Below are 20,836 nucleotides of genomic sequence, written 5' to 3'. Positions count from 1 at the left end.
CGACGGGCTGGTGCGCGGCACCAGCCCGTCGAACTCAGGCCGCGCGGGCGGCCGGCTTCTCCGCCTTGACGTGGGTGACGCTGCGGCGGCCATCCACGCTGACCGGAACGTCACCATCGACGGTCGCTCGGCGGACCACCCTGTGCTGGTCGCCATAGTCGTTGACGGCGTAGTGCTGTGTCGCGCGGTTGTCCCAGATGGCGACGTCGCCGGCGCGCCAGCGCCAGCGCACGGTGTTTTCGGGGGCTGTCACATAGGATTGGAAGACTTCGTAGAGGCGCGCGGAGTCGCTTTTCGACAGACCGACCAGCCGCTGCACGAAATTGCCGAGCAGCAGCGACCGCTCTCCCGTTTCGGGATGGACCCGCACGACGGGATGTTCGGTCTCATAGACGGTCGAGGTGAAAACCTCCTCGAAATGCTTTTTCTCGTCAGCGGTGGCGCGAGGGCGAACCGCGGCGTAGTCATAAACGTTGCTGTGAACCGCCCATAAATTGTCGGCGAGCAGCCGCAACGGCTCCGGTAGACTCAGATAGGCCGCGTGCGTGTTCGACCAGATCGTGTCGCCGCCCGCCTCCGGGATAACAACCCCGCGAAGGACCGAGAATTTCGGATAGGCGTCCACGAAGGTGACATCGGTATGCCACTGGTCCGCCCTGCCCCCGCCGCGGCTGGAATCGAGCGCCAGAATGGAGGATGTGCCCTGCACGGCGCCCTGTGTCGGGTGCGGAACGAGATCGCCCAAACGCTGGGCGAACGCTTCCTGCGCCGCATCGTCAAGATGGGCCTGGTCGCGGAAGAAGACGACCTTGTGGCGCAGCAGCTGCTGGTTGATCGCGGCAATGACGGCCTTCGGCAGGTCATCGTCCAGACGGACGTTCCTGATTTCCGCGCCGACGCGCGCCGTAAGGGGCACGACGTCGGCGTCCGGGATGACCTGATTGACAAGGGTAGGACTGCTCATGATGAAGCCTCGCAATTGATGTCCGAGCGCTGGGCGGCGCATGTCGCCGTGCGCGTCGAGCTCTTCGACTTCGCCATTCAGCCGTAAAGTCTATGACTTTTATAGAAATATATTTTCAACCTGAGGTAACAGCGGGGAAGATTCCACCCTGCCGTCACTCCGTTTCGGCGCCGCCGAATAAACCGCGAAGGCCGGCCTCAAAAAGCCGGCCTTCTTGGTCCCGCTGCCCCCTTGATTATGATTTGTTCAGCAGCGCGAGATTGGCATTCACCACGGTCGGATCGGCCATGCCCTTGCGGGCTTCGAGCAGGAGTTGGCGCGCCTTCTTCCTGTCGCCGCGCAACAGGTGCGAATAGCCCATGTTGTTGAGAACCTGCGGCTTGCGCCCGGCAAGGTTCAGCAGCTGGTCATAGGCCCGGTCGGCGAAATCGAAACGACCGAGCTGGTCGTAGGACGCGGCGAGCCCCATCCATGCCTCGGCGTTGTCGGCGCGCTGTTCGACCGCCTTGCGGAAGTGCTTTTCGGCGAGCCCGTAATTAGCATCACGGAACTGCGTCTTGCCGATCGCCAGGTCGCTGGCGCTGATATCCTGCGCCACCGGTGTGATCGCCGTCGTCTTGGTGCTGTCGATCTTTGCCGTTGTGCAGCCCGACGCCGCAAGCGCCGCGCAGATCACAGCCGTCGCGATGAAATTCCTGTTGCCCATGCCTGCCCTGTATCGCCCATTATCCGGGTCGTTCTTTCAAGGCTATATTAGCCGGCAGGCATTAACCTTCGGTGCCGAAACGAGCTTAAAAATAGCTTGCGCGAAAGGGCCGGATTTTGGCGCCCCGACGTATACGGTCAATCGCCGGCGGTGAATTTCACCAGAATGGGGATGATGGCGATCATCAACACGACCGGCAGGATGCACACGGTGACAGGCACCGACATCTTCGCCGGGAGAGCGTGCGCCTTCTCCTCTGCGATCGACATGCGCTTGTGGCGCATCTCGTCGGAAAATACCCGCAGGGCGCCGGAGAGGCTGGTGCCCAGTTCCTTGGATTGCTGTAAAAGCGTTGCGAAGGAGCGCACTTCATCGAGGCTGAGGCGATCGGCGAGTGCCTTCAGCGCATCGTCGAGGCTGCGGCCCGCGCGCAATTCCAGCGACACCAATTGCAGGTTCTGGCTGAGCGACGGATAGGTCGCGGCCAATTCCTTCGATACGCGCTCAACGCCCGCCTCCATGCTCATGCCCGCATCGGAGCAGACAATCATCAGGTCCATGAAATCCGGGAAGCCGTTGCGGTATTCGACCATCTTCGCGTGGATCATCCGGCCGAGCACGAAACCCGGCGCGAAATAACCGAAGCCGGCGGCCATGGCGACGAATACCCAGAAACTGCGTGTCGAAGCGTCGGAGCCGAACAGCTTGTCGAGCACGACCGCGGAGAGCGCTCCGACCACGAGGCCGACGAAACGGATCAGGAAAAACATGCCGACCGCACGCGGGTCCATGTAACCCGCCTGGATCAGCTTCAGGCGCAGGCGGGCGACATTTTCGGGATCGCTCCTGGCGTAGAATTCGTGCGCCGTCCTGACCGCCTTTTCACGCACTGCATTGGTGTTCTTCTTCACCGGCGCATCCGGCTTCGGCGGCTCGAAGCCGGTATCGATTTTCAGCCGGCGCTTGAGATCGCTGCGCTCGCCGCGCGCGGCGAGCATCGGCCAGGCAACAGCGACACCGCCGGCAAGCAGCAGAAGTAGCGCCACCGGCGCGAGCGATGTCGGCCGCAGCGAGGCGAGGAGTTCGATCAGCGTTTCCATCTCAGAACTTGAAGGTCGACATCTTGAACAGCATGAAATTGCCGAGCATCAGCCAGGCAAACGATCCGCCGAGCAGATACCAGGTCATCGGCTCGTCCCAGACGTTGTTGTAGAAATGCGGCATCATCACCATGATCGCCGTCATCAGCAGAATGGGAACGGCGGTGAGGATGTAGGCCGACATGCGCCCTTCCGTCGAAATCGCGCGGACCTTGCGCTTCAGCTTGCCGCGTTCGCGGATAACCGTCGAAAGGCCGTCGAGAATTTCGCGCAGATTGCCGCCCGACGAGTGCTGGATCGACACCGCCGTGACGAACAGCGGCAGATCCTCGTGGCCGACGCGCTCGAACAGGCTGTGCAGCGCGCTGACGAGATCGGACCCGTAGGTCACCTCGTCTGCGACGACGCCGAACTCGGTGCCGATGGGGTCGGGCATCTCCCGCGCCACCATGGCGATGGCCACGGGCACCGGGTGGCCGGCCTTGAGGCTGCGGGTGATGAGTTCCAGCGCCTCGGGCAACTGGATGCCGAACTGCTTGTGACGACGCTTCTTGAGATGGCGCAGCGCAATGATTGGAAACGCCAGGCAAAGCACCGGGAGCACGGGTGCGGCAAGCGACAGCGGAACGCCTTTCCATACGCCGGCCAGAACCAGGGCCAAAGCGGCGCCGGAGGTCATCGACAGGAATTTCGGCAGCGGCATGACCAGGCCCGACTGCGTCCGGAGCTTGCGGAAGCGCTCCAGCGAAAACAGCGATCCGCGCCTATCCAGACCGCGCTCCTTGCGCAACTGGATCAGCACCTGCTCCTGGGAGAGCTTCTTCTCCTGCAGCTTCATGCGCCGGTTGATCGCCGCGCGGCGGTCGCTGCGGCCCGCATAAAGCAGGTAGATGGCCTCGGCGATCATGACGGCGCAAAGGCCGATGAGCGCGTAGAACAGGTAGAGCCCGCCGCCCAGCATCGCGTTATTCCTGCGGCCTGCCGGGTTCGAAATATTTTCCGGGAAACTCGATGCCCATCGCCTTGAGGTCTTCGAGGAAGCGCGGCCGGATGCCGGTCGCTTCGTAATGCCCGAGGATCTTGCCGTCGGCTTCCATGCCGGTGCGCACGAAGCGGAATATCTCCTGCATCTGGATGATATCGCCTTCCATGCCGGTGACCTCGGCGACGCTGGTGACCTTGCGCTTGCCGTCAGACAGGCGGGTGAGTTGCACGATGAGGTCGAGCGCGCTGGCGATCTGGCTGCGGATCGACTGCACCGTCATCGGCATGCCGGTCATGCCGAGCATCTGTTCGAGACGGGAAATCGCATCGCGCGGCGTGTTGGCGTGAATGGTCGCCATCGAGCCTTCGTGGCCGGTGTTCATCGCCTGCAGCATGTCGAAAGCTTCCTCGCCGCGGCACTCGCCGAGGATGACGCGGTCGGGCCGCATGCGCAGCGCGTTCTTGACGAGGTCGCGCTGCTTCAGTTCGCCGTGGCCTTCGATGTTGGCCGGCCGCGTTTCCATGCGCGCGACATGCGGCTGCTGGAGTTGCAGTTCGGCGGCGTCCTCGATGGTGATCAGCCGCTCGTCTTCCGGGATGAAGGCCGACAGCGCATTGAGCATGGTCGTCTTGCCGGTGCCCGTGCCGCCCGAGATGATGGTGGTCTTGCGGGCATGCACTGCGGCCGCCAGCACCTCGGCCATGTTCTGGGTGATGGCGCCGAACTCGACCAGCTTGTGCAGGCCGAGCTTGTTCTTGGAAAACTTGCGGATCGAGACCAGCGGGCCATCGACGCCGACCGGCCGGATCGCCGCGTTGAAACGCGAGCCGTCCAGCATGCGGGCATCGACCATCGGCTGGGATTCATCGACGCGGCGACCCACCGCGGCGACGATTTTGTTAATGATCCGAAGCAGATGTGCCTCGTCCTTGAAGGGAATATTCACCTGCTGGAGCTTGCCGTGACGCTCGACGAAACAGTTCTGGTGACCGTTGATCAGGATGTCGTTGATGGAGGGATCCTTGAGCAGCGGCTCGAGCGGGCCGAGGCCGACCATCTCGTCGACGATGTCATCGACCAGTGCGTCGAGTTCGGCGACGTTGATCGCCATGCGCTCTTCGCGCGTCTTCTCGGACACGAATTCGTGCACCTGGCGGCGCATCTCGTCCTTCGGCAGGCGCTCCAGCGCGACAAGATTGATTTCTTCGAGCAGCATGCGGTGGATGCGGCCGCGTGCCTCAAGCACCTTGTTGGCGGTCTTGGCGGTGGCGGCTGCCGCCGGTTCCGGTTTGGGCGCCGGTACCGGCCTGCGCACATTGGGGATGAGCACGCTACCCTGTTCGCGCGGCGGCCTCGGTTCCGCCGGACGCTCCGGCTCGAGCGTGCGTTTCTGGAGGGTCGAAAAACGGCTGTTCATCCTGCTTTCCTCAGCAGGCCGCGGCCAAGGCCGAACAGCGAGCGCGATTTCTGCGGCCCGGCGCCAAATTCCTCCGGCAGCACGATCTTCTTCAGATCGTTGACGACATTGGCGTTCGGGTCGATCTCGTGTAGCGGCACGCCGCGGTCTACGGCTTCGCGTACCAGCCGGTAGTTGTTGGCGATGCCACCGATGAAATGCTCGCCCAAAATCTCCTCGACGTCGGCCTGCTTGATGCCGTTGTCGAACATCTTCTGCTCGAAGCGGTTGACGATGACGTTTGGCTTCACTTCCTTGCCGGCGGTCTCGTAGATCGCCTGGATCAGCCGTTGCGTGTGGCGCAGGCACGGCACCGTCATCTCGGCGACGATGTAAAGCTTGTTGGAGCCGAGCAGCACGGTTTCGGTCCACGGGAACCAGGTGCGCGGCATGTCGATGACGACATTGTCGAAATAGGCCGAGACGAGGTCGAGCATGCGCACGACGACATCGGTGTTGAACGACCGCATCTCGGAGGGCCGCGTCGGTGCGGCCAGCACGCAGAGGCCGCTCGAATGCTTGGACAGCATGACGTCGAGCAGCTGGCGGTCGAGGCGCTCCGGCTGGTTCTCGATCTCGGCGATGTCGAAACGCGGTTCGAGGTCGAGATATTCGGCGCAGGCGCCCTGCTGGAAATTCAGGTCCACCACGCAGGTCGAGGCGCCGCGCGTTACCGAGTGGTGCAGCTGGAAGGCCGTCTGCAACGTCAGCGTCGTGGTGCCGACGCCGCCGGCGGCCGGCATAAACGTGTAGATCTGCGATTCGGTGTTCTGTTCCCGCCCCGGCCCCTGCAAGGCCCGAATGCAGGAACGGACAAGGTCGGCGGTGGTGATCGGCTTGACCAGGAAATCCGCGACCTGAAGCTGCACGAGGATGCGCACCGCCGCGGCGTTGAACTCCTGGGTGACGACGATGACCGGGGTACGCCCCTCCAGCCGCCTGGTAATGCGCTGCAGCGCCTCGATTTCCTCGAGCCGCGCCGCATCCATGTCGACGATGACGGCGGCACTGTCGGTTTCCTGGATCTCGCCCCGGAGCTCGGTGACATTCTTGTCGACCGTGACCAGTTCGATCATGTCGGATTGCGCCAACGCCGCGCGGACGTCCTGCAGGAAAAGCTTGTCGGTCGAGACGAGCACGACCTTCCTTGTCTTGGCGGGATTTGTCATTTGCCGAGCCCTGCCGTCAGTTGGATGTGGTGGATGGTGCCTGAGCGGCGGGCGCGGAATTGCCCTGCGATGCGGCGTCGGGCGACGTCCTCACCGCCGGCACCCGAAGCTTGGTGTGCTGGACTCCGGGCTGCCACGGGTCGACCATCTGCATGACGGTGTTGGCGTAAACGCTGTTGCCCGCACTGGAGGTGAGGCCATCGGCACGGGAATAGTCTTCGGTGGTGCATCCCGCCGTCAATGCGGCAGCCAGCAACAATACGCCCGTCTTCAACCTGTTTGCCATGGGATCATTCCTTCGGCAGATCGAGAAAATGGCCGGATGTCACCGCGGGCATCGCGGTGGCCCCTGCCCTTGCCGTCATCACTTCGGCCTTTCCGCCGGCAGGCACCTTCACCTCCTCGGTATTGCCGAGAAAATAGTCGACGTTGCTGGCGGGAACGGTGCTGTCGGCCGGCGTCAGCGGCTTCTTCGACGGGTCGATCGGCTTGACCAGATAGGGCGTGACGATGATGACCAGCTCTGTTTCGCGGCGCATGTATGATTTCGAGCTGAACAGCGGACCGAGCACAGGCAGCTTGCCGAGGCCCGGCAGGGCCATGTTGGTCATGTCGTTCTGGCTCTGCAGAAGCCCCGCCATCATGAAGCTCTGACCGCTCTTCAGATCGATCGACGTCGAGGCGCGGCGGACAATGAAGCCCGGAACGGAAATGTCGCCGATCTTGTAGGAAGCCGAGGCATCGACCGACGACACTTCAGGCGCGATATCGAGGCTGATGAGGCTGTCCTTCAACACCGTCGGTTTGAAATCGAGGCCGATGCCGTATTTCTTGTAGGTGACGGTAATCTGGCCGTCGTCCTCCGAGACCGGGATCGGGAACTCGCCGCCGGCAAGGAAGCTCGCCGTCTGGCCCGAACGCGCGATCAGGTTGGGCTCGGCGAGCCGCCGCGCAAGCCCACGCTCCTCCAGCGCCTTGATCGCGATGTCTATGGAGGCGCCATTCGACAGGAGACGTCCGACGATCTCGCCCGTCGACGCCGTCGGAATCTCGCCGGGGGAGATGATGATGTCGCGGCCGTCAAGCCCGTAGGCGAAGTTGGCGCTGTATTTGGCGCCGAGCTGCTGGCCGGCCTGGCGGTTAATCTCGACAAAGCGGACGTTGAGCTGAACCTGCTGCGAGGAGGAAATGTCGACGGTGTTGATGACCTCTTCCTCGCCGGAAAAGCGGGTGGCGATCTCGGATGCCTTGCCGGCGGCAACCGCATCCTTTGCCGAACCCGACAGCACGAGCCGCCCATTGGCCGAACTCACCTCGATGTCGGCGTCGGGCACGGAATTGCGGATGGTGCTGGCAAGGCGGTCGGTATCCAGCGTCACCTCGACGTCGATCGTGCCGACAAGCTGCTTGTTTTCGTCGAAAAGCGCGATGCCGGTGGTGCCGAGATTGTTGCCGAGCACGTAGAACGATTTGTCGGTAAGCGGATTGACGTTGGCGATATCCGGATCGCCGATGACGATCTCGTAGAATGCCGCGTTCGTCTTGACCGTCCTCGGCTTGCCTTTGGCGACCTTGATGACCGTATTCCTGCTGGAGGAAATATGGATCACGTCGCCATTCGCGAAGCTCTCCTGCGTGATCGCGACGTTGATGGCCATGGCAGCCAGGGCCATCAAGCCGGCGCGCCCATGCCTATCGAAATTCCCAACCCACCCAAACATAATCGTCGTCCCCAAAACCGGCGCCCACCGGTCATTCAAATCATTGGACGGGAGCCACCACCTGGTAGGTCTCCGCCTGTATTCCCCGCGTCACGATCACCGTCTTGAATTTAGGTTCCGCCGGCGCGACAACCTCTGTCACTGCTTCGGCCGCACCCGCGGCGATCGAACCGCCGAATGCCGAAATCGTGGTGACACCGTCGACGGACGCGCCACCCGCGGCTGCCGCGCGCAGCGACAGCGAAAGCGAACCGATATTGCGGGCGAGCGCCACCTTCTGCGCGCCCTCGGTGGTGACTTCGAGGGTCACCGAGGTCACCACCTGTGGGCTGGTCTGCCGCTCGTCGGCGCCCTGCCCGACCGTCAGCACCTTGGCATTCTCGACGACGATCTCGCTGGTGATGGTGGCACCCGAGGCGCCCTTGGCATTGTCGGAGGTCTCGTCGATGGCGCCGGCGTCGCGCGTCAGCACGACATCGACGCGGTCGCCCGGCGTCACGAAGCCGCCGACACCGGCGATCTCGTCGGTCTTGATGGTCACCGCACGCATGCCCGGCGACAGGAGATTGGAAAGCGTTGCACGGCCATTCGGTCCCGACAGCTTGGCAAGCAGCACCGGCTCGTTGGCCTCGATCGGCGACAGCACGACACGGGCGCCGTCGGCGAACAATTTGTCGATGGTGGCGAAGGCGCCCTGCGGCAGCGAAGCCTGCGGCCACGGAATTTCAGAGAGTTGGGCGCGATCGAGCGGCATGCCGAAACGCAACGGCGCCGTGGCAACGACGATGGTCTTGAACTCGACCTTGGGCTGCGCGGGCTGTGCCGGCAGCTCGACCGATACCTCCTGGACACGGGCGCCGGCGCTCTTCATCCAGATGTCGGCCGCAAAAATCGATGCAGCACCGACAACGGCAGCGATGCCGATCATCGTAATGGCTTTGCCCCTCACGCCCTTTTCCCTCGTCGCCCTGCTTTTTCTTTTCGAAGCGAGGCTACGGGCCAATGCTAAACAATTAGGAATGGCGCATATGGGAGCTGGACCTAAATTCGAATGCGTGGTTATCGAAGCCTTTAGGAAAACCGCCTATCTGGAACGATCCGGCGCTCGAACGGAACGGGAACCTCTGTCCTTTTCCGGACAAAGCGTGGCATTATCCTGCATCGATATCCTGCATCGATTCGCAGCGTTGAAAGCATCCATGGACGACAGCAACGATCTCTTCTCGACCATCGGCAAACAGCCGGAGCCTGCCCCGCGCGCCTCTTCACGCCCGGCCGACCCGTTGGTGCAGGCCGCCAGGAAGACATCGCAAGCCAAGGACGCCAGCGACGCCTATGACGCCAGCCATATCGAGGTGCTGGAGGGGCTGGAGCCGGTGCGCCGGCGGCCGGGCATGTATATCGGCGGCACCGATGACAAGGCGATGCACCATTTGTTCGCCGAGGTGATCGACAATTCGATGGACGAAGCGGTGGCGGGGCACGCTACCTTCATCGACGTCGAGCTCGGCGCCGACGGATTTTTGACGGTCACCGACAATGGCCGCGGCATTCCGGTCGACCCACATCCGAAATTCCCGAAGAAGTCGGCGCTCGAAGTCATCATGACCACGCTGCATGCCGGCGGAAAGTTCGATTCCAAGGTTTACGAGACGTCGGGCGGCCTGCACGGCGTCGGCGTTTCGGTGGTCAACGCGTTGTCCGATCTTCTCGAGGTCGAGGTGGCGCGCGGCCGCAAGCTCTACCGACAGGTCTATTCGCGCGGCATTCCACAGGGCGGGCTGGAGCAGCTCGGCGATGTGCAGAACCGGCGGGGCACCCGCACCCGCTTCCATCCGGACCCCGACATCTTCGGCAAGGGAGCGCATTTCGAGCCGGCCAGGCTCTACCGCATGGCGCGTTCGAAAGCCTACCTTTTCGGCGGCGTGCAGATTCGCTGGAGCTGCGATCCATCGCTGATCGAGGACAAGGATCCGACGCCAGCCAAGGCCGAGTTCCACTTTCCGGGCGGCCTGAAGGATTATCTCGCGGCGAGCCTGGGTGACGATTTCCAGGTGACGCGCGAGATGTTCGCCGGCAAGAGCGACAAGCAGGGCGGCCACGGCTCGCTGGAATGGGCGGTGACCTGGTTCGGCGGCGACGGTTTCATCAACTCCTACTGCAACACCATTCCGACGCATGAGGGCGGCACCCACGAAACGGGCTTCCGCAACGTGCTGACGCGCGGGCTGAAAGCCTATGCAGAGCTCGTCGGCAACAAGCGCGCCGCGATCGTGACCAGCGAAGACGTGATGATCTCGGCGGCGGGCATGTTGTCGGTGTTCATCCGTGAGCCGGAATTCGTCGGCCAGACCAAGGACCGGCTGGCCACCATCGAGGCGATCCGCATCGTCGAGACGGCACTGCGCGACCCGTTCGACCACTGGCTGGCCGACAATCCGCAGGAAGCCTCGAAACTGCTCGACTGGGTGATCGCGCGCGCCGACGAGCGGGTGCGGCGGCGGCAGGAGAAAGAAGTCAACCGCAAGAGCGCGGTGCGCAAGCTGCGGCTGCCGGGCAAGCTTGCCGACTGCACGCAGAACGCGGCGGCCGGCGCTGAAATCTTCATCGTCGAAGGCGATTCGGCCGGCGGCTCGGCCAAGCAGGCTCGCGACCGCGCCAGCCAGGCGGTGCTGCCGCTGCGCGGAAAAATCCTCAACGTCGCCAGCGCCGGCGCCGACAAGCTGACCGCCAACCAGCAGATCGCCGACCTCATCCAGGCGCTCGGCTGCGGCACGCGTTCGAAATACCGCGACGAGGATTTGCGCTACGACCGCGTCGTTATCATGACCGACGCCGACGTCGACGGCGCCCATATCGCATCGCTGCTGATCACCTTCTTCTACCAGGAAATGCCCGACCTGATCCGCGGCGGCCATCTCTACATGGCGGTGCCGCCGCTCTATTCGATCCGGCAGGGCGGCAAGGTGGCCTATGCCCGCGACGACGCCCACAAGGACGAACTGTTGCGGACCGAGTTCACCGGGCGCGGCAAGATCGAGATCGGCCGCTTCAAGGGACTGGGCGAGATGATGGCCGCGCAGCTCAAGGAAACCACGATGGACCCGAAGAAGCGTACGCTGCTTCGGGTCGAAGTGCTCGACGACGCGGCGGCGACCAAGGCTTCCATCGACGCGCTGATGGGCACCAAGCCGGAATTGCGCTTCCGCTTCATCCAGGAGCGCGCCGAATTCGCCCACACGGAAGAATTGGATATCTGACTCCATGCACTCCTGACGGAGTGCTGTCAGCATCGGCGGCCGTGGCCATCGACTGATACCCTGGGTTGGCGCATGCTTCCTGCATGGAAAACAGTGCAAACCGGCTGCTCGGCATCGGGCTGATCGTCGCCTCGACGGCGTTCTTCGGGCTGGCCGGGGTCTTTACCAAGACGACCACTGCCGATCCATGGACGATCGCCGGCTGGCGTGGATTTGTCGGAGCGGCGCTGATCACCGCCTATGTGTTCTGGCACCGGGACGGCGGCAAGACAACCTTGCGGCTGGGCTGGCGCGGCTGGTTGCTTGCCGTCGTCGGCGCGGTATCCAGCATCCTGTTCATCGCCTCGTTCAAACATACCTATGTCGCCAATGTCGCGGTCATCTACGCGACAGTTCCGTTCATGGCGGCCGCGATCGAATGGCTGGCGTTCCGCGAGCAGCCGCGCTGGCGAACCATGGCGACCGCCATGATATCGCTCGCAGGCGTGGCAATCATCGTTTCCGGCGGCTTCGGCGGCGCCAACCTGTTCGGCGACCTGCTTGCGCTGGCGATGACGGCCGGCTGCGCGCTTTACCTGGTGATGATCCGGGCCTTTCGCGACACGCCCGTCGTCTGGGCGGCGGCCGTCTCGGCGCTGCTGCTTTTCGCCGCCAGCTGGTTCGTCGTCGATCCGCTTGCCGTTTCCGCCCACGACATGATCGTGATGTGCGCGTTCGGCGCCTCGTTCGCGGCCGCGGTCATCTTGTGGACGGAGGGTGCGAGGCTGCTGCCGGCCGCGGAAGCCGGGCTGCTCGGCACCGCTGAGATACCGCTCGCGGTGCTGTTCGCCTGGCTCATACTGGCAGAGTTGCCGCCTGCAACGAGCATCGTCGGTGGCGTCGTCATCCTGGCCGCGGTGCTGGTCCATGCCAGTCACGACATCGCATCCTACCGGAGAGTCGGGACTGCGCCGGCTGGCTGACTGGTTTTCGTGAACAACTTATTGTCAGCAAAAACAGCTTACTTGCAGCCGTTTTTCGCCCAGTTGGCCAGCGCGACCTTGAAGCGCGTGCCGAGCGGATGCTGCAGGCGCAACACCGACACGTCGATGCGGTCGTAGGTTCCGGCCTGTTCGCAGAGACGTTCCTTGGTCCACTGATGGCAGGCGCTGCAATGCTGGTCCCATGCCTGCTTCTCCAGCCCCTCGACAGGACTGAAGCGCGGCTTGCCCTGGATGAGCTGTGCGATGCTCTTGCCGTCGATCGCCGGGTCGCCGAAATCGATCGGCAGGTCGAACAGAACAGGCCGATCCGATTCCAGTTTGGGAATCTGCTGGCGCAGCAGATTGAGTGCGATCTGGGCATTTTCCTCGGAGCCGGAGGGATCGGTCACGCCGGTGGCATTGCGCACCTCCGAGCCGGGCTGGCCGGGGTGCGGAGCCGCCTCACCGACGATCAGCGGTGCGTTGAGATCGATCTTGTGGAGGACGACCTCGGTGGTGAGCGAAACATTGAGCCAGGGGCGCTGCTTTCCGGATGTCGCCTTGAAGACATCGCCAGTAACCCGGTTCATCGCCTCGGTGATGGAAATGTTGGGTTCGCCGATATGGGCAAGCAGCGCCGCGGAGAACGGCGAATGCTCGCCCGCCCCATCATAGGCGACCTGGTTGGGGCTGGTGGCGAAGGCGACAAGCGTGCCCGAACCGCCATTCTCGATCTGGATTTCGGCAAGACCGCTGCCTGCCTTGGCGTTCCCGCCGGCTTTTGCCAGCACCTCTGCGAGCGGGTTGTCGCGGCAGGCGTCGAGGAAGATCAGGCGGACGCTGGTCTCGCGCGACATCTGCCGCAGGATGAAGTCGATCTGGACGGCTTCAAAATCGAGCGAGGTTTCGTCTTCAAGCGCCGCATCCACGGGAAGCAGATAGTTGGCTCCCGAAACCTGCAGGCCGTGACCGGCATAAAACAAAAGCGCGACATCGGCGCCGCGCACCTGTCTGGCGAATTGCGCGATCGTCTCCTGGGTCCGCAACTTGGTGAGATCGAAACCGGAAATGACCTCGAAGCCGAGCTGTTCCAGGCGCGTGGAGATGGCCTTGGCGTCGCGCACCGGGTTGATGAGCGCCGGAGCATGCTGGTACTGCGAATTGCCGAGCACGAGCGCGACGCGGCGGTCCGCGCTCGCGGTGCCCAGCGTCAAAAGCAGGGCGACGAGGGCCAGCCCGAGATTGCGCGCGAGAGACCTGCGGCGAGCCATCAGACCGCACCCCACCGGATCAACGGATCCTTGTTCAATTGACCAACCGCGTGGCGGAAAATTCGATCCGCCGGTTCAGTGCCTTGTTCTTGGCCGTATCGTTCGGGGCAAAGGGGCGGTCTTCGCCATAACCCGCGGCAGCAATCTGCCGCGCCGACACGCCTGCTGCAAGTATGGCATCTGCGACCGCAGCGGCCCGGCGCTCCGAGAGAAGCTTGTTGGCCTCCAGGGAGCCATCGGAATCGGTGTGACCCGCGACCTCGATCTTCAGGCCGGGACATTTGCCGACCACGTCGACGACCGCGTCGAGCAGCGGACGGCTCTTGTCATCGAGCCGCGTGCTGGCGGAGCGGAAATAGATGGCTCCGGTGCGTGACAGAACCTCGAACCTGTTCAGGCACTCGTCTTCGCTGAAGGCGGTCTTTGCGGCGTCGGTGGCAACCGGCCCAACCTCGGTCGTCGCGGCGACGGTCTGCACCGGCAGGGACGGTTGTCCGCCGTCGGCGGTGAAGACGAAGTCGAAGGAAACCGACGCCGTCGGCACGATGTTGGTCACGTTGGCGGCCTGCTGGAGCTTCTCGATGTTCGGAAGCAGGCCGAAATCCTCGACATGGACGGCGACCGGGCTCTCGGACGCTACCGATACCATCTTGTCGGTGATCATGGTGACGACGACGTTGGCTTCGAAATCCTTGTCGACGCCATGCAGATTGAGGCGGAACGGCAGCTTTGCCGCCATCCGCCGCTTCGCCGGAAGATCCGCGAAAGCCGAGGGATCGACCTTCGCCGTCAGTTCCGCCGTCGGATATTTGTAGGTTTCGAAAAAGAGGAACCGCATGCGGACATTGCGCAGGTCGACGCCAGTATCGACCGAGTTGAGGTCGAACGTGATCCTGGCGGCGCCGTCGGCGGCAAGCGAGCCGGCAATATTCCGGATCTTGTTGGTCTCCACGACGGTATTCTTCTTGACCGACTGGTAGGTGAGCACCGAGGCGGCTGGATCAAGCGTCCAGTTTGTCTGCGCAAATGCGGCTGCCGGCGAAACCAGCACTGCCGCTGTCAATGTCGCCATCAAGTAAATCGCCTGCCACGCCGCGCGCCGACGCGCAAACCTTCGCTTGAAAGAGTGAAAATCATCAAACAACTTGTACATGCATGCCTCCTGAGCAAGGAAACAAGATGCAACCTTGCCGTCAGCCCAGAAAACGGCGCGGCTTTACATTAGAACAGTTGAGAAGATTTTGCGAGGCGTCAGTCGAGGCCGGCTTGAAACGTGATGGCTCAAGCCGCGGCGATGGCCAGGGCGTGGCCGCGGGCGTTTTCGCGCAGCGCGTCGAGATGGATCGACTTCAAAAGATTGGCGAGGTCGCTGCCTTGCGCCTTTTCACCGAGTTCGCTGAGCATCAGCCAGGTGACCTCCTGAGGGCCGGCAATACGCTTGCCGTTGGCCACTTCGCGCCAGATCTTGAGAGCACGCAGGATGACGCCATGGACGGCTGCCGACAGCCCGGCCTTGCGGAACAACGACGACAGGGCGACATCCTGGCCGGCGGCAAGCAGCGCCCTCACCCGCGCCTCGCCTTGCGCCGTGAGCGCGACCAGCGCTGATCCGAAGAAATCGATCTTGCCGTGGGCGACAGTGCGCACCAGGAAACTGGCGGTGAGATCGCCGCGGATGCGCAGATGCTCGATCAGCGCGGCGAACTCGCCGGACGACGTGTTGTCGATGAGCGTCAGCGAGGCCTTGACGCATGCTTCCCTGGTGATGCGCTCGGCGCGCGCGGCGCCCATCATGGCCACCACCAGCGGCGAGGCCTTCAACGCATCGCCGAGCTTCACCAGAAGCATGTGCCGGCAATCGGACGGCAGACGCCCGTCGCCGAGCAGGCTTTCGCGCAGCGGCGCAATGTCGCCATGGCGCTCGGCCATGCGGCGGAAACTCAGCGATGCGATGTCGGCGGAAGGATTGTCGAGCAGCGCCAGACAGGCATCGGCATCGGCGACTTCAGCGATCGCCGCCGAAAGCGCCATCGAAACCCCGGGCCGGGCGGCGATAAGGCGCTGGGTCGACGCAGCGCCGGATGCTACGCGATCGATCAGGTCGGCATCGTTGAGCAGCGGCGAACGCGCCAGGATGAGGGCGGCAACCTCGGGCTGGTCGGCGGCGAGCGCGCTGACTATCTGCATCGGCGCATGGCGGCTCATCGACAGCGCATCGGCCAGTGCGAGGCGCACCTTCGCCGAGGGGTCCTCAAGCAGCAGCGTGAGCGCCGCCTCGGCGGCGCAGCGGTCCTCGAACGGCAATTCGGCATCGATGTACGCGCGGGCCAGGGCCCCCGCAGCCGCCGCGCGCTCCGAAACACGCGCCGTCTCCATCCATTTCAGGAAATGACCCACGACCATCCCGATTCCCCCCCCAAGCAGACCCACTTTGGACCTTAGGCAGAATTGGTTTACGAACGGTTCACCATGTTCGTTAACCGGCGCGACAGGCCGTCGCCGCAAAAACCGGTTTCCACTTTTCGGAGCGATGCTCTATCAAAACTGCCGACAACGGAGAAAGAAGCCATGGCCGGACTGTTCCTTGAAGAATTCGAGATCGGCCAGGTGATCAGGCATCCGATCACGCGAACCATTACCGAGAGCGACAACGTGCTGTTTTCGGTGATGACGATGAATCCGCAGCCGCTGCATATCGACTTTGATTTCGCCTCCAAGACGGAATGGGGCAAGCCGCTGGTCAATTCGCTGTTCACGCTCGGCCTGATGATCGGCATCTCGGTACACGACACCACGCTCGGCACCACGATCGCCAATCTCGGCATGACGGACACGACATTTCCGCACCCGCTCTTCCACGGCGACACGGTCCGCGTGGAGACCGAGGTCAAGACGGTGCGCGAATCGAAATCCAAGGCTGATCGCGGCATCGTCGAGTTCGAGCATCGCGCCTATAACCAGAACGGCGCGCTGGTCGCTCAATGCACGCGCCAGGCGATGATCAGGAAGAAGGCCGCCTGATATGCGTTCGCTGCTGTTCGTTCCCGGCGATTCGGAAAAGAAACTCGAAAAAGGATTTCAGTCCGGCGCCGACGTGGTGATCGTCGACCTGGAAGATTCGGTCGCGCCAGCCAACAAGGCAGCGGCGCGCGCCGTGACTGCCGGATTCATCGCGGCGCGGCGCAAGGAAACGGCGGCAAAGCTCTATATCCGCGTCAACGACCTTTCGACCGGGCTGACCGACGACGATCTTGCCGCGGTGGTCGGCGTGGCACCCGACGGCATCATGCTGCCCAAGGCCAACAGCAGCATGGACGCTACCCACCTCTCGGCAAAGTTGCGCGTCCACGAGGCGCAGCAAGGGCTAACCGACGGCGCCACCAAAATCATCGCCATCATGACGGAAACCGCCATCGGCGCGCTTGCCGCGCCGACCTGGCGGGATGCAAATCCGCGACTGGAGGGGTTGACCTGGGGTGCGGAAGACCTTTCGGCGTCGATCGGCGCACGCGCCACCCGCGACGACCGCGGACGCTACACCGACGTCTTCCGCTTCGCCCGCACGATGACTATCCTTGCCGCTTCCACCTCGGAAGTGGCGGCGATCGACACGGTTTTCGTCAATTTCCGCGACACGGACGGCCTGCGCACCGAATGCGACGAGGCCGAGCGCGACGGCTTCACCGGCAAGATGGCGATCCATCCGGCGCAGGTCCCGATCATCAACGAAGCGTTCACGCCGTCGGCCGAAGCGGTTGCCCGCTCCCAGGCCGTCGTCGAGGCTTTTCGCTCTGCGGGCAACCCGGGTGTCGTGGGCATCGAGGGCAAGATGTACGACCGGCCGCATCTGAGGCTGGCCGAGCGGTTGCTGATGCGTGCCAAGGCAGCCGGTATCTAGTCTTCCCAGCGCGGCCTGCGCATCGCGAACGTCGCATCGATCGTCGAATAATCCATGTAGCCGAGCCGGGAAACGTTGCCGGCCTTGACGGCGTCGAACAGGCCCTCCGGCGTCAGGAATGCCTCGTCGATATGGACGCCCACCACTTCGCCAACAACGACGAAGACGCCGGCATGCCCGCCGTCCAGGCCTTTCGGCTCCAGAATTTCGGTGACCCGGCATTCGAGGGCCGCCGGCGCTTCGGCAACGCGCGGCGGCGCAACCAGGCGGGAGGGCGCCGGTGTCAATCCCGAATAGCCGAACTCACTGACACCGCGCGGCGCGTTGACGGAGCTGCGGTTCATCTTTTCCGCCAATTCGCGGCCGACGAGATTCGCAACGAATTCAGGCCGCTCGCGGGCAAAGCTCACGCTGTCTTTCTCGCCGTCCGAGGAAAACAGCACCAGAAGCGGGTTGTTGCAGATCGCGTTGAAGAAGGAATAGGGCGCGAGATTGACCTCGCCCCTGCCGTTCATCGTCGATATCCAGCCGATCGGGCGCGGCGAAACGATCGCCTTGAATGGATCGTGCGGCAGGCCGTGACCATTTGACGGTTCGTAAAACAATATCTCTCTCCCCTTATCAGCCTTGCCACGGCCCGGAATAATCGGCGTAGAGTTTAGACACATCAGGCCGCGGCCGCTCGAACTTTTCTCCCGAAAATGTACCTATATGGACGAAGCCGACGACGCGCTCCTCGGGCGCCAAGCCGAGTATTCGGCGCCCCTCCCCGGTGTCGGAATACCAGTTGGTGATCCAGTTGGTCGAATAGCCCATAGCGTTGGCTGCGATCACCAGGTTCATCGCCGCGGCCGCACCGGAAAGCAACATTTCCCACTGCGGGATTTTTGGATTCTCGCGCGGCACATGAACCACGCCGATGACCAGCGGAGCTCGCGAAAACCTGGCCTTTTCCTGCGAAACCCTGCCTTCCGGCAGCGGGCCCTCGCGCTTTTCAGCCAACTTGGCCAGTTCTTCACCGATTTTTTCGCGCGCTTGCCCGCGGTAGAGGATGAAACGCCAAGGCTCCAGCCGGCCATGGTCGGGCACACGCGAGGCGATGCGGATCAGCGTTTCGATCTCGGCGTTGGACGGCGCCGGCTCCTTCAATTCCGGGATCGGTGCCGAACTTCTGGTCAGCAAAAAATCGACGATCGGTGAAGTCATGGCAAAATGCTCCTGGTTGTTGGCTGAAGCTTACCCAGGAGAACGGCAGGGCTGCTTGGGCTGCGGCGGCTCGAGGCCAATGAACAGGCCTTGAAATTGCCACCGCCTTGGGCTTCAAGGCAAGTCATGTTCGCTGGCCTGTACAGATTCACACGGCATTGCCTGATCGTTGCGCTCGCCGTCTGGCCAGCAGCGGCTTTGGCGCAGGAAAGTCCCGCCCCGGCCGCGGACCTCAAGCTGCCGCAAATAAACAATTTTGCGCCGGCCAAGGAAGACAAGCCGCTGGCGCTGGGCGACGGCCAGATCACGCTGTCGGCGCAATTGACCGAGGACGGCACCGAAATCACACGCGGGCTGGTCTGGCGGGTTTTCAGGCCGGAAGCCGGCGATGACGGCAAGCTGCCGCTGGTCGCCTCCGCGCAGGGCGGTACCAGCGCCTTCACGCTCGATCCCGGCAGCTACCTCGTCCATGCCTCCTTCGGCCGTGCCGGCGCCACCAAACGGATCACCGTGACCAAGACGGCGCGGCGGGAAAACCTGGTGCTTGACGCGGGCGGCCTGAAACTCGATGCGGTTCTTGCCGGCGGCGTGAAGATCCCTCCCGAAAAATTGCGCTTCTCCATCTATGAAGTGGGCGCCGCGGACGACGACGACCGGGCACTGATCATTCCGGACGTGAAGCCGGGCGCCGTCGTCGGGCTCAACGCCGGCACCTATCACGTCGTTTCGACCTACGGTTCGGTCAACGCGATCATCCGCTCCGACATCCGCGTCGAGGCCGGCAAGCTTACCGAAGCCACGGTGGAACACCGCGCCGCCGAACTCACCATGAAGCTGGTGCGCGACCACGGCGGCGAGGCGATCGCCGACACGTCCTGGTCTATCCTCACCAATTCGGGCGATCCGATCCGTGAAACCGTCGGCGCCTTTGCCTCGATGGTGCTGGCCGAGGGCGACTATACGATCGTGGCGAAGAACCGTGACCGAATCTACCAGCGGGATTTTACCGTCGAGGGCGGCCACAACACGGAAGTCGAAGTCTTGGCAACAGAGGCGACCGCGACCGGCGACGACATCATCGACGGCGCCGACTGAGGCCCACTCCAGCGCCAATCCACGAAAATCCAGCGATTTCAGGCGCCCAAGGCGGAGCGGTCGCGCCGCAATCGCTTGCGCATCGAGCGGTGCCGTGCCGGCTGCTCCGGCGCCAGCCCGAACACCCGGTCGTGCAGGAACCTGATAAGATGCCTGCGGTCGCGGAGCGGCTCCATTTCCTGCCAGGGTATCACCGGGCCGATCCTCACGCTGATCGACTTGCCCGAAAGCCGCGCGAATTCGCGGATCAGGAGCGAGATGCGCAAGGTCAGCGACACGTTGCCGACCAGTTTCGCCAGCCTGCCATCCTGTTCGCTTCTGTTCATCTGGCTCGAAACCAGATGAAAAAGGCGGCCGTTCTGGCCTGAAAAATAGACCGGGATCACCAAAGCCCTGGCTTCCTGCACCAGTTTGGCCGGGAACATCTTCCATGGCAGGTCTTCGGCCTTGCCGAATCCCTTCGGCGCCGTCGCCACGCCGCCGGCCGGGAAAATGACCACCGTCACGCCTTCCTTCAGCAACCGCAGCGCCTCATGGCGGATCGCCATGTTGTTCTTCAATGCTTCCTTGGTTTCATCGAAGTCGACCGGCAGTGCATAAGGCTCCATCTCGCGGATTCTCAGCAGATCGCGGTGAATCATGACCCGGAACGGCCGCCCGAGCCGCTCGGCGAGCGACAGGACGGCAATGCCGTCGCCGATGCCGAACGGGTGATTGGCGACGATGACAAGCGGACCGTCAGGCAACTCCCGCGGCGGCCACTCGTCCCGGCAATGGACCGACACATCGATGAGGTCGAGCATGCGGCCGAAAATGCGCTCGCCGGTCGGCACGATTTCGCGGCGCCAGATCTCGTAGAGCCGCGCGTAACGATCGCGGCCGGAAAGTCCTTCGACGGAGCGGATGAACCATCGCTTCAGCCGCGTATGGTTCTCATTGGCATAGGAAAGCTCGGGAAACTGAGTGTTCCGGCGCATATCGATCAGCATCCGCGCTTGGTGAGCCGGTATTGTGACAGGCATATGAAAAGAGGGCTGGACGGC

At 63.2% G+C, this 20,836-nt stretch carries 20 protein-coding genes; 5 read left to right on the top strand and 15 right to left on the bottom strand.

The window, feature by feature from the left end; translation table 11 throughout:
* Positions 1 to 34 precede the first annotated feature (34 nt).
* The 9 genes from OHD58_RS15695 to cpaB form a co-directional block, all read right to left on the bottom strand.
* Positions 35 to 964 carry a TauD/TfdA dioxygenase family protein gene (locus tag OHD58_RS15695; RefSeq protein ID WP_263804357.1) on the bottom strand — a complete coding sequence of 310 codons (930 nt, stop codon included), beginning with the start codon at positions 962 to 964 and terminating at the stop codon, positions 35 to 37.
* Positions 965 to 1,199: 235 nt separating this feature from the next.
* Positions 1,200 to 1,670 (bottom strand): tetratricopeptide repeat protein, encoded by a 471-nt coding sequence (locus OHD58_RS15690; protein WP_263804356.1) that lies wholly within the window; start codon positions 1,668 to 1,670, stop codon positions 1,200 to 1,202.
* Between the two features lie 137 nt (positions 1,671 to 1,807).
* Positions 1,808 to 2,770 (bottom strand): type II secretion system F family protein, encoded by a 963-nt coding sequence (locus OHD58_RS15685; RefSeq protein WP_263804355.1) that lies wholly within the window; start codon positions 2,768 to 2,770, stop codon positions 1,808 to 1,810.
* 1 nt (position 2,771) lies between these two features.
* Positions 2,772 to 3,731 carry a type II secretion system F family protein gene (locus OHD58_RS15680; protein ID WP_263804354.1) on the bottom strand — a complete coding sequence of 320 codons (960 nt, stop codon included), beginning with the start codon at positions 3,729 to 3,731 and terminating at the stop codon, positions 2,772 to 2,774.
* 4 nt (positions 3,732 to 3,735) lie between these two features.
* On the bottom strand, positions 3,736 to 5,172 hold the full coding sequence (locus OHD58_RS15675; protein ID WP_263804353.1) for a CpaF family protein: 1,437 nt from the start codon (positions 5,170 to 5,172) through the stop codon (positions 3,736 to 3,738).
* Positions 5,169 to 6,380, bottom strand: a complete 1,212-nt coding sequence (locus tag OHD58_RS15670) for an AAA family ATPase (protein ID WP_263804352.1) — start codon at positions 6,378 to 6,380, stop codon at positions 5,169 to 5,171. The genes OHD58_RS15675 and OHD58_RS15670 overlap by 4 nt, the downstream gene beginning before the upstream one ends.
* A 16-nt stretch (positions 6,381 to 6,396) precedes the next feature.
* Positions 6,397 to 6,666 (bottom strand): hypothetical protein, encoded by a 270-nt coding sequence (locus OHD58_RS15665; RefSeq protein WP_263804351.1) that lies wholly within the window; start codon positions 6,664 to 6,666, stop codon positions 6,397 to 6,399.
* Between the two features lie 4 nt (positions 6,667 to 6,670).
* The gene (locus OHD58_RS15660; protein WP_263804350.1) at positions 6,671 to 8,053 is read right to left on the bottom strand and encodes a type II and III secretion system protein family protein; all 1,383 of its coding nucleotides are present in this window, start codon (positions 8,051 to 8,053) and stop codon (positions 6,671 to 6,673) included.
* Between the two features lie 88 nt (positions 8,054 to 8,141).
* Positions 8,142 to 9,050 (bottom strand): Flp pilus assembly protein CpaB, encoded by a 909-nt coding sequence (gene cpaB, locus OHD58_RS15655; RefSeq protein WP_263804349.1) that lies wholly within the window; start codon positions 9,048 to 9,050, stop codon positions 8,142 to 8,144.
* Positions 9,051 to 9,300: 250 nt separating this feature from the next.
* Between cpaB and parE the strand changes: the two genes are divergently transcribed.
* Together parE and OHD58_RS15645 are read left to right on the top strand one after the other, a co-directional pair.
* Entirely contained in the window at positions 9,301 to 11,361 is a 2,061-nt protein-coding gene (gene parE, locus OHD58_RS15650) for a DNA topoisomerase IV subunit B (RefSeq protein ID WP_263804348.1), read from the top strand.
* 83 nt (positions 11,362 to 11,444) lie between these two features.
* A complete protein-coding gene (locus OHD58_RS15645) occupies positions 11,445 to 12,323 on the top strand; it encodes a DMT family transporter (RefSeq protein WP_263804347.1) in 879 nt (292 codons plus the stop codon).
* A gap of 38 nt (positions 12,324 to 12,361) precedes the next feature.
* Here the strand turns inward: OHD58_RS15645 and OHD58_RS15640 are convergent, their stop codons facing one another.
* The 3 genes from OHD58_RS15640 to OHD58_RS15630 all read right to left on the bottom strand — a co-directional run bounded on the left by OHD58_RS15640 (position 12,362) and on the right by OHD58_RS15630 (position 15,997).
* On the bottom strand, positions 12,362 to 13,594 hold the full coding sequence (locus OHD58_RS15640) for a caspase family protein (protein ID WP_263804346.1): 1,233 nt from the start codon (positions 13,592 to 13,594) through the stop codon (positions 12,362 to 12,364).
* A 34-nt stretch (positions 13,595 to 13,628) separates the two neighbouring features.
* The gene (locus OHD58_RS15635; RefSeq protein ID WP_263804345.1) at positions 13,629 to 14,666 is read right to left on the bottom strand and encodes an OmpA family protein; all 1,038 of its coding nucleotides are present in this window, start codon (positions 14,664 to 14,666) and stop codon (positions 13,629 to 13,631) included.
* A gap of 209 nt (positions 14,667 to 14,875) precedes the next feature.
* Positions 14,876 to 15,997 (bottom strand): DUF2336 domain-containing protein, encoded by a 1,122-nt coding sequence (locus tag OHD58_RS15630; protein ID WP_263804344.1) that lies wholly within the window; start codon positions 15,995 to 15,997, stop codon positions 14,876 to 14,878.
* A gap of 165 nt (positions 15,998 to 16,162) precedes the next feature.
* Between OHD58_RS15630 and OHD58_RS15625 the strand changes: the two genes are divergently transcribed.
* The gene (locus tag OHD58_RS15625) at positions 16,163 to 16,615 is read left to right on the top strand and encodes a MaoC family dehydratase (protein WP_263804343.1); all 453 of its coding nucleotides are present in this window, start codon (positions 16,163 to 16,165) and stop codon (positions 16,613 to 16,615) included.
* Between the two features lies 1 nt (position 16,616).
* Entirely contained in the window at positions 16,617 to 17,492 is an 876-nt protein-coding gene (locus OHD58_RS15620; RefSeq protein ID WP_263804342.1) for an HpcH/HpaI aldolase/citrate lyase family protein, read from the top strand.
* Here OHD58_RS15620 and OHD58_RS15615 read toward each other — a convergent pair.
* Both OHD58_RS15615 and OHD58_RS15610 read right to left on the bottom strand, forming a co-directional pair.
* Positions 17,489 to 18,097: a flavin reductase family protein gene (locus tag OHD58_RS15615; protein WP_263804341.1), complete on the bottom strand. Its 609-nt coding sequence runs from the start codon at positions 18,095 to 18,097 to the stop codon at positions 17,489 to 17,491. The genes OHD58_RS15620 and OHD58_RS15615 overlap by 4 nt on opposite strands.
* A 16-nt stretch (positions 18,098 to 18,113) precedes the next feature.
* On the bottom strand, positions 18,114 to 18,698 hold the full coding sequence (locus tag OHD58_RS15610) for a nitroreductase (protein WP_263804340.1): 585 nt from the start codon (positions 18,696 to 18,698) through the stop codon (positions 18,114 to 18,116).
* Between the two features lie 126 nt (positions 18,699 to 18,824).
* On the opposite strand from OHD58_RS15610, the gene OHD58_RS15605 reads away from it, so the two are divergent.
* A complete protein-coding gene (locus tag OHD58_RS15605; RefSeq protein ID WP_263804339.1) occupies positions 18,825 to 19,793 on the top strand; it encodes a hypothetical protein in 969 nt (322 codons plus the stop codon).
* A 38-nt stretch (positions 19,794 to 19,831) separates the two neighbouring features.
* Here OHD58_RS15605 and OHD58_RS15600 read toward each other — a convergent pair whose 3' ends face one another.
* Positions 19,832 to 20,770 carry a lysophospholipid acyltransferase family protein gene (locus OHD58_RS15600; RefSeq protein WP_263804338.1) on the bottom strand — a complete coding sequence of 313 codons (939 nt, stop codon included), beginning with the start codon at positions 20,768 to 20,770 and terminating at the stop codon, positions 19,832 to 19,834.
* Positions 20,771 to 20,836 lie beyond the last annotated feature (66 nt).

Source organism: Mesorhizobium sp. ZC-5, from assembly GCF_025753855.1.
Lineage (GTDB): Bacteria > Pseudomonadota > Alphaproteobacteria > Rhizobiales > Rhizobiaceae > Neomesorhizobium.
The sequence above is the reverse complement of the archived record's forward strand: the minus strand, read 5'-3'. Positions and strand labels throughout refer to the sequence as shown.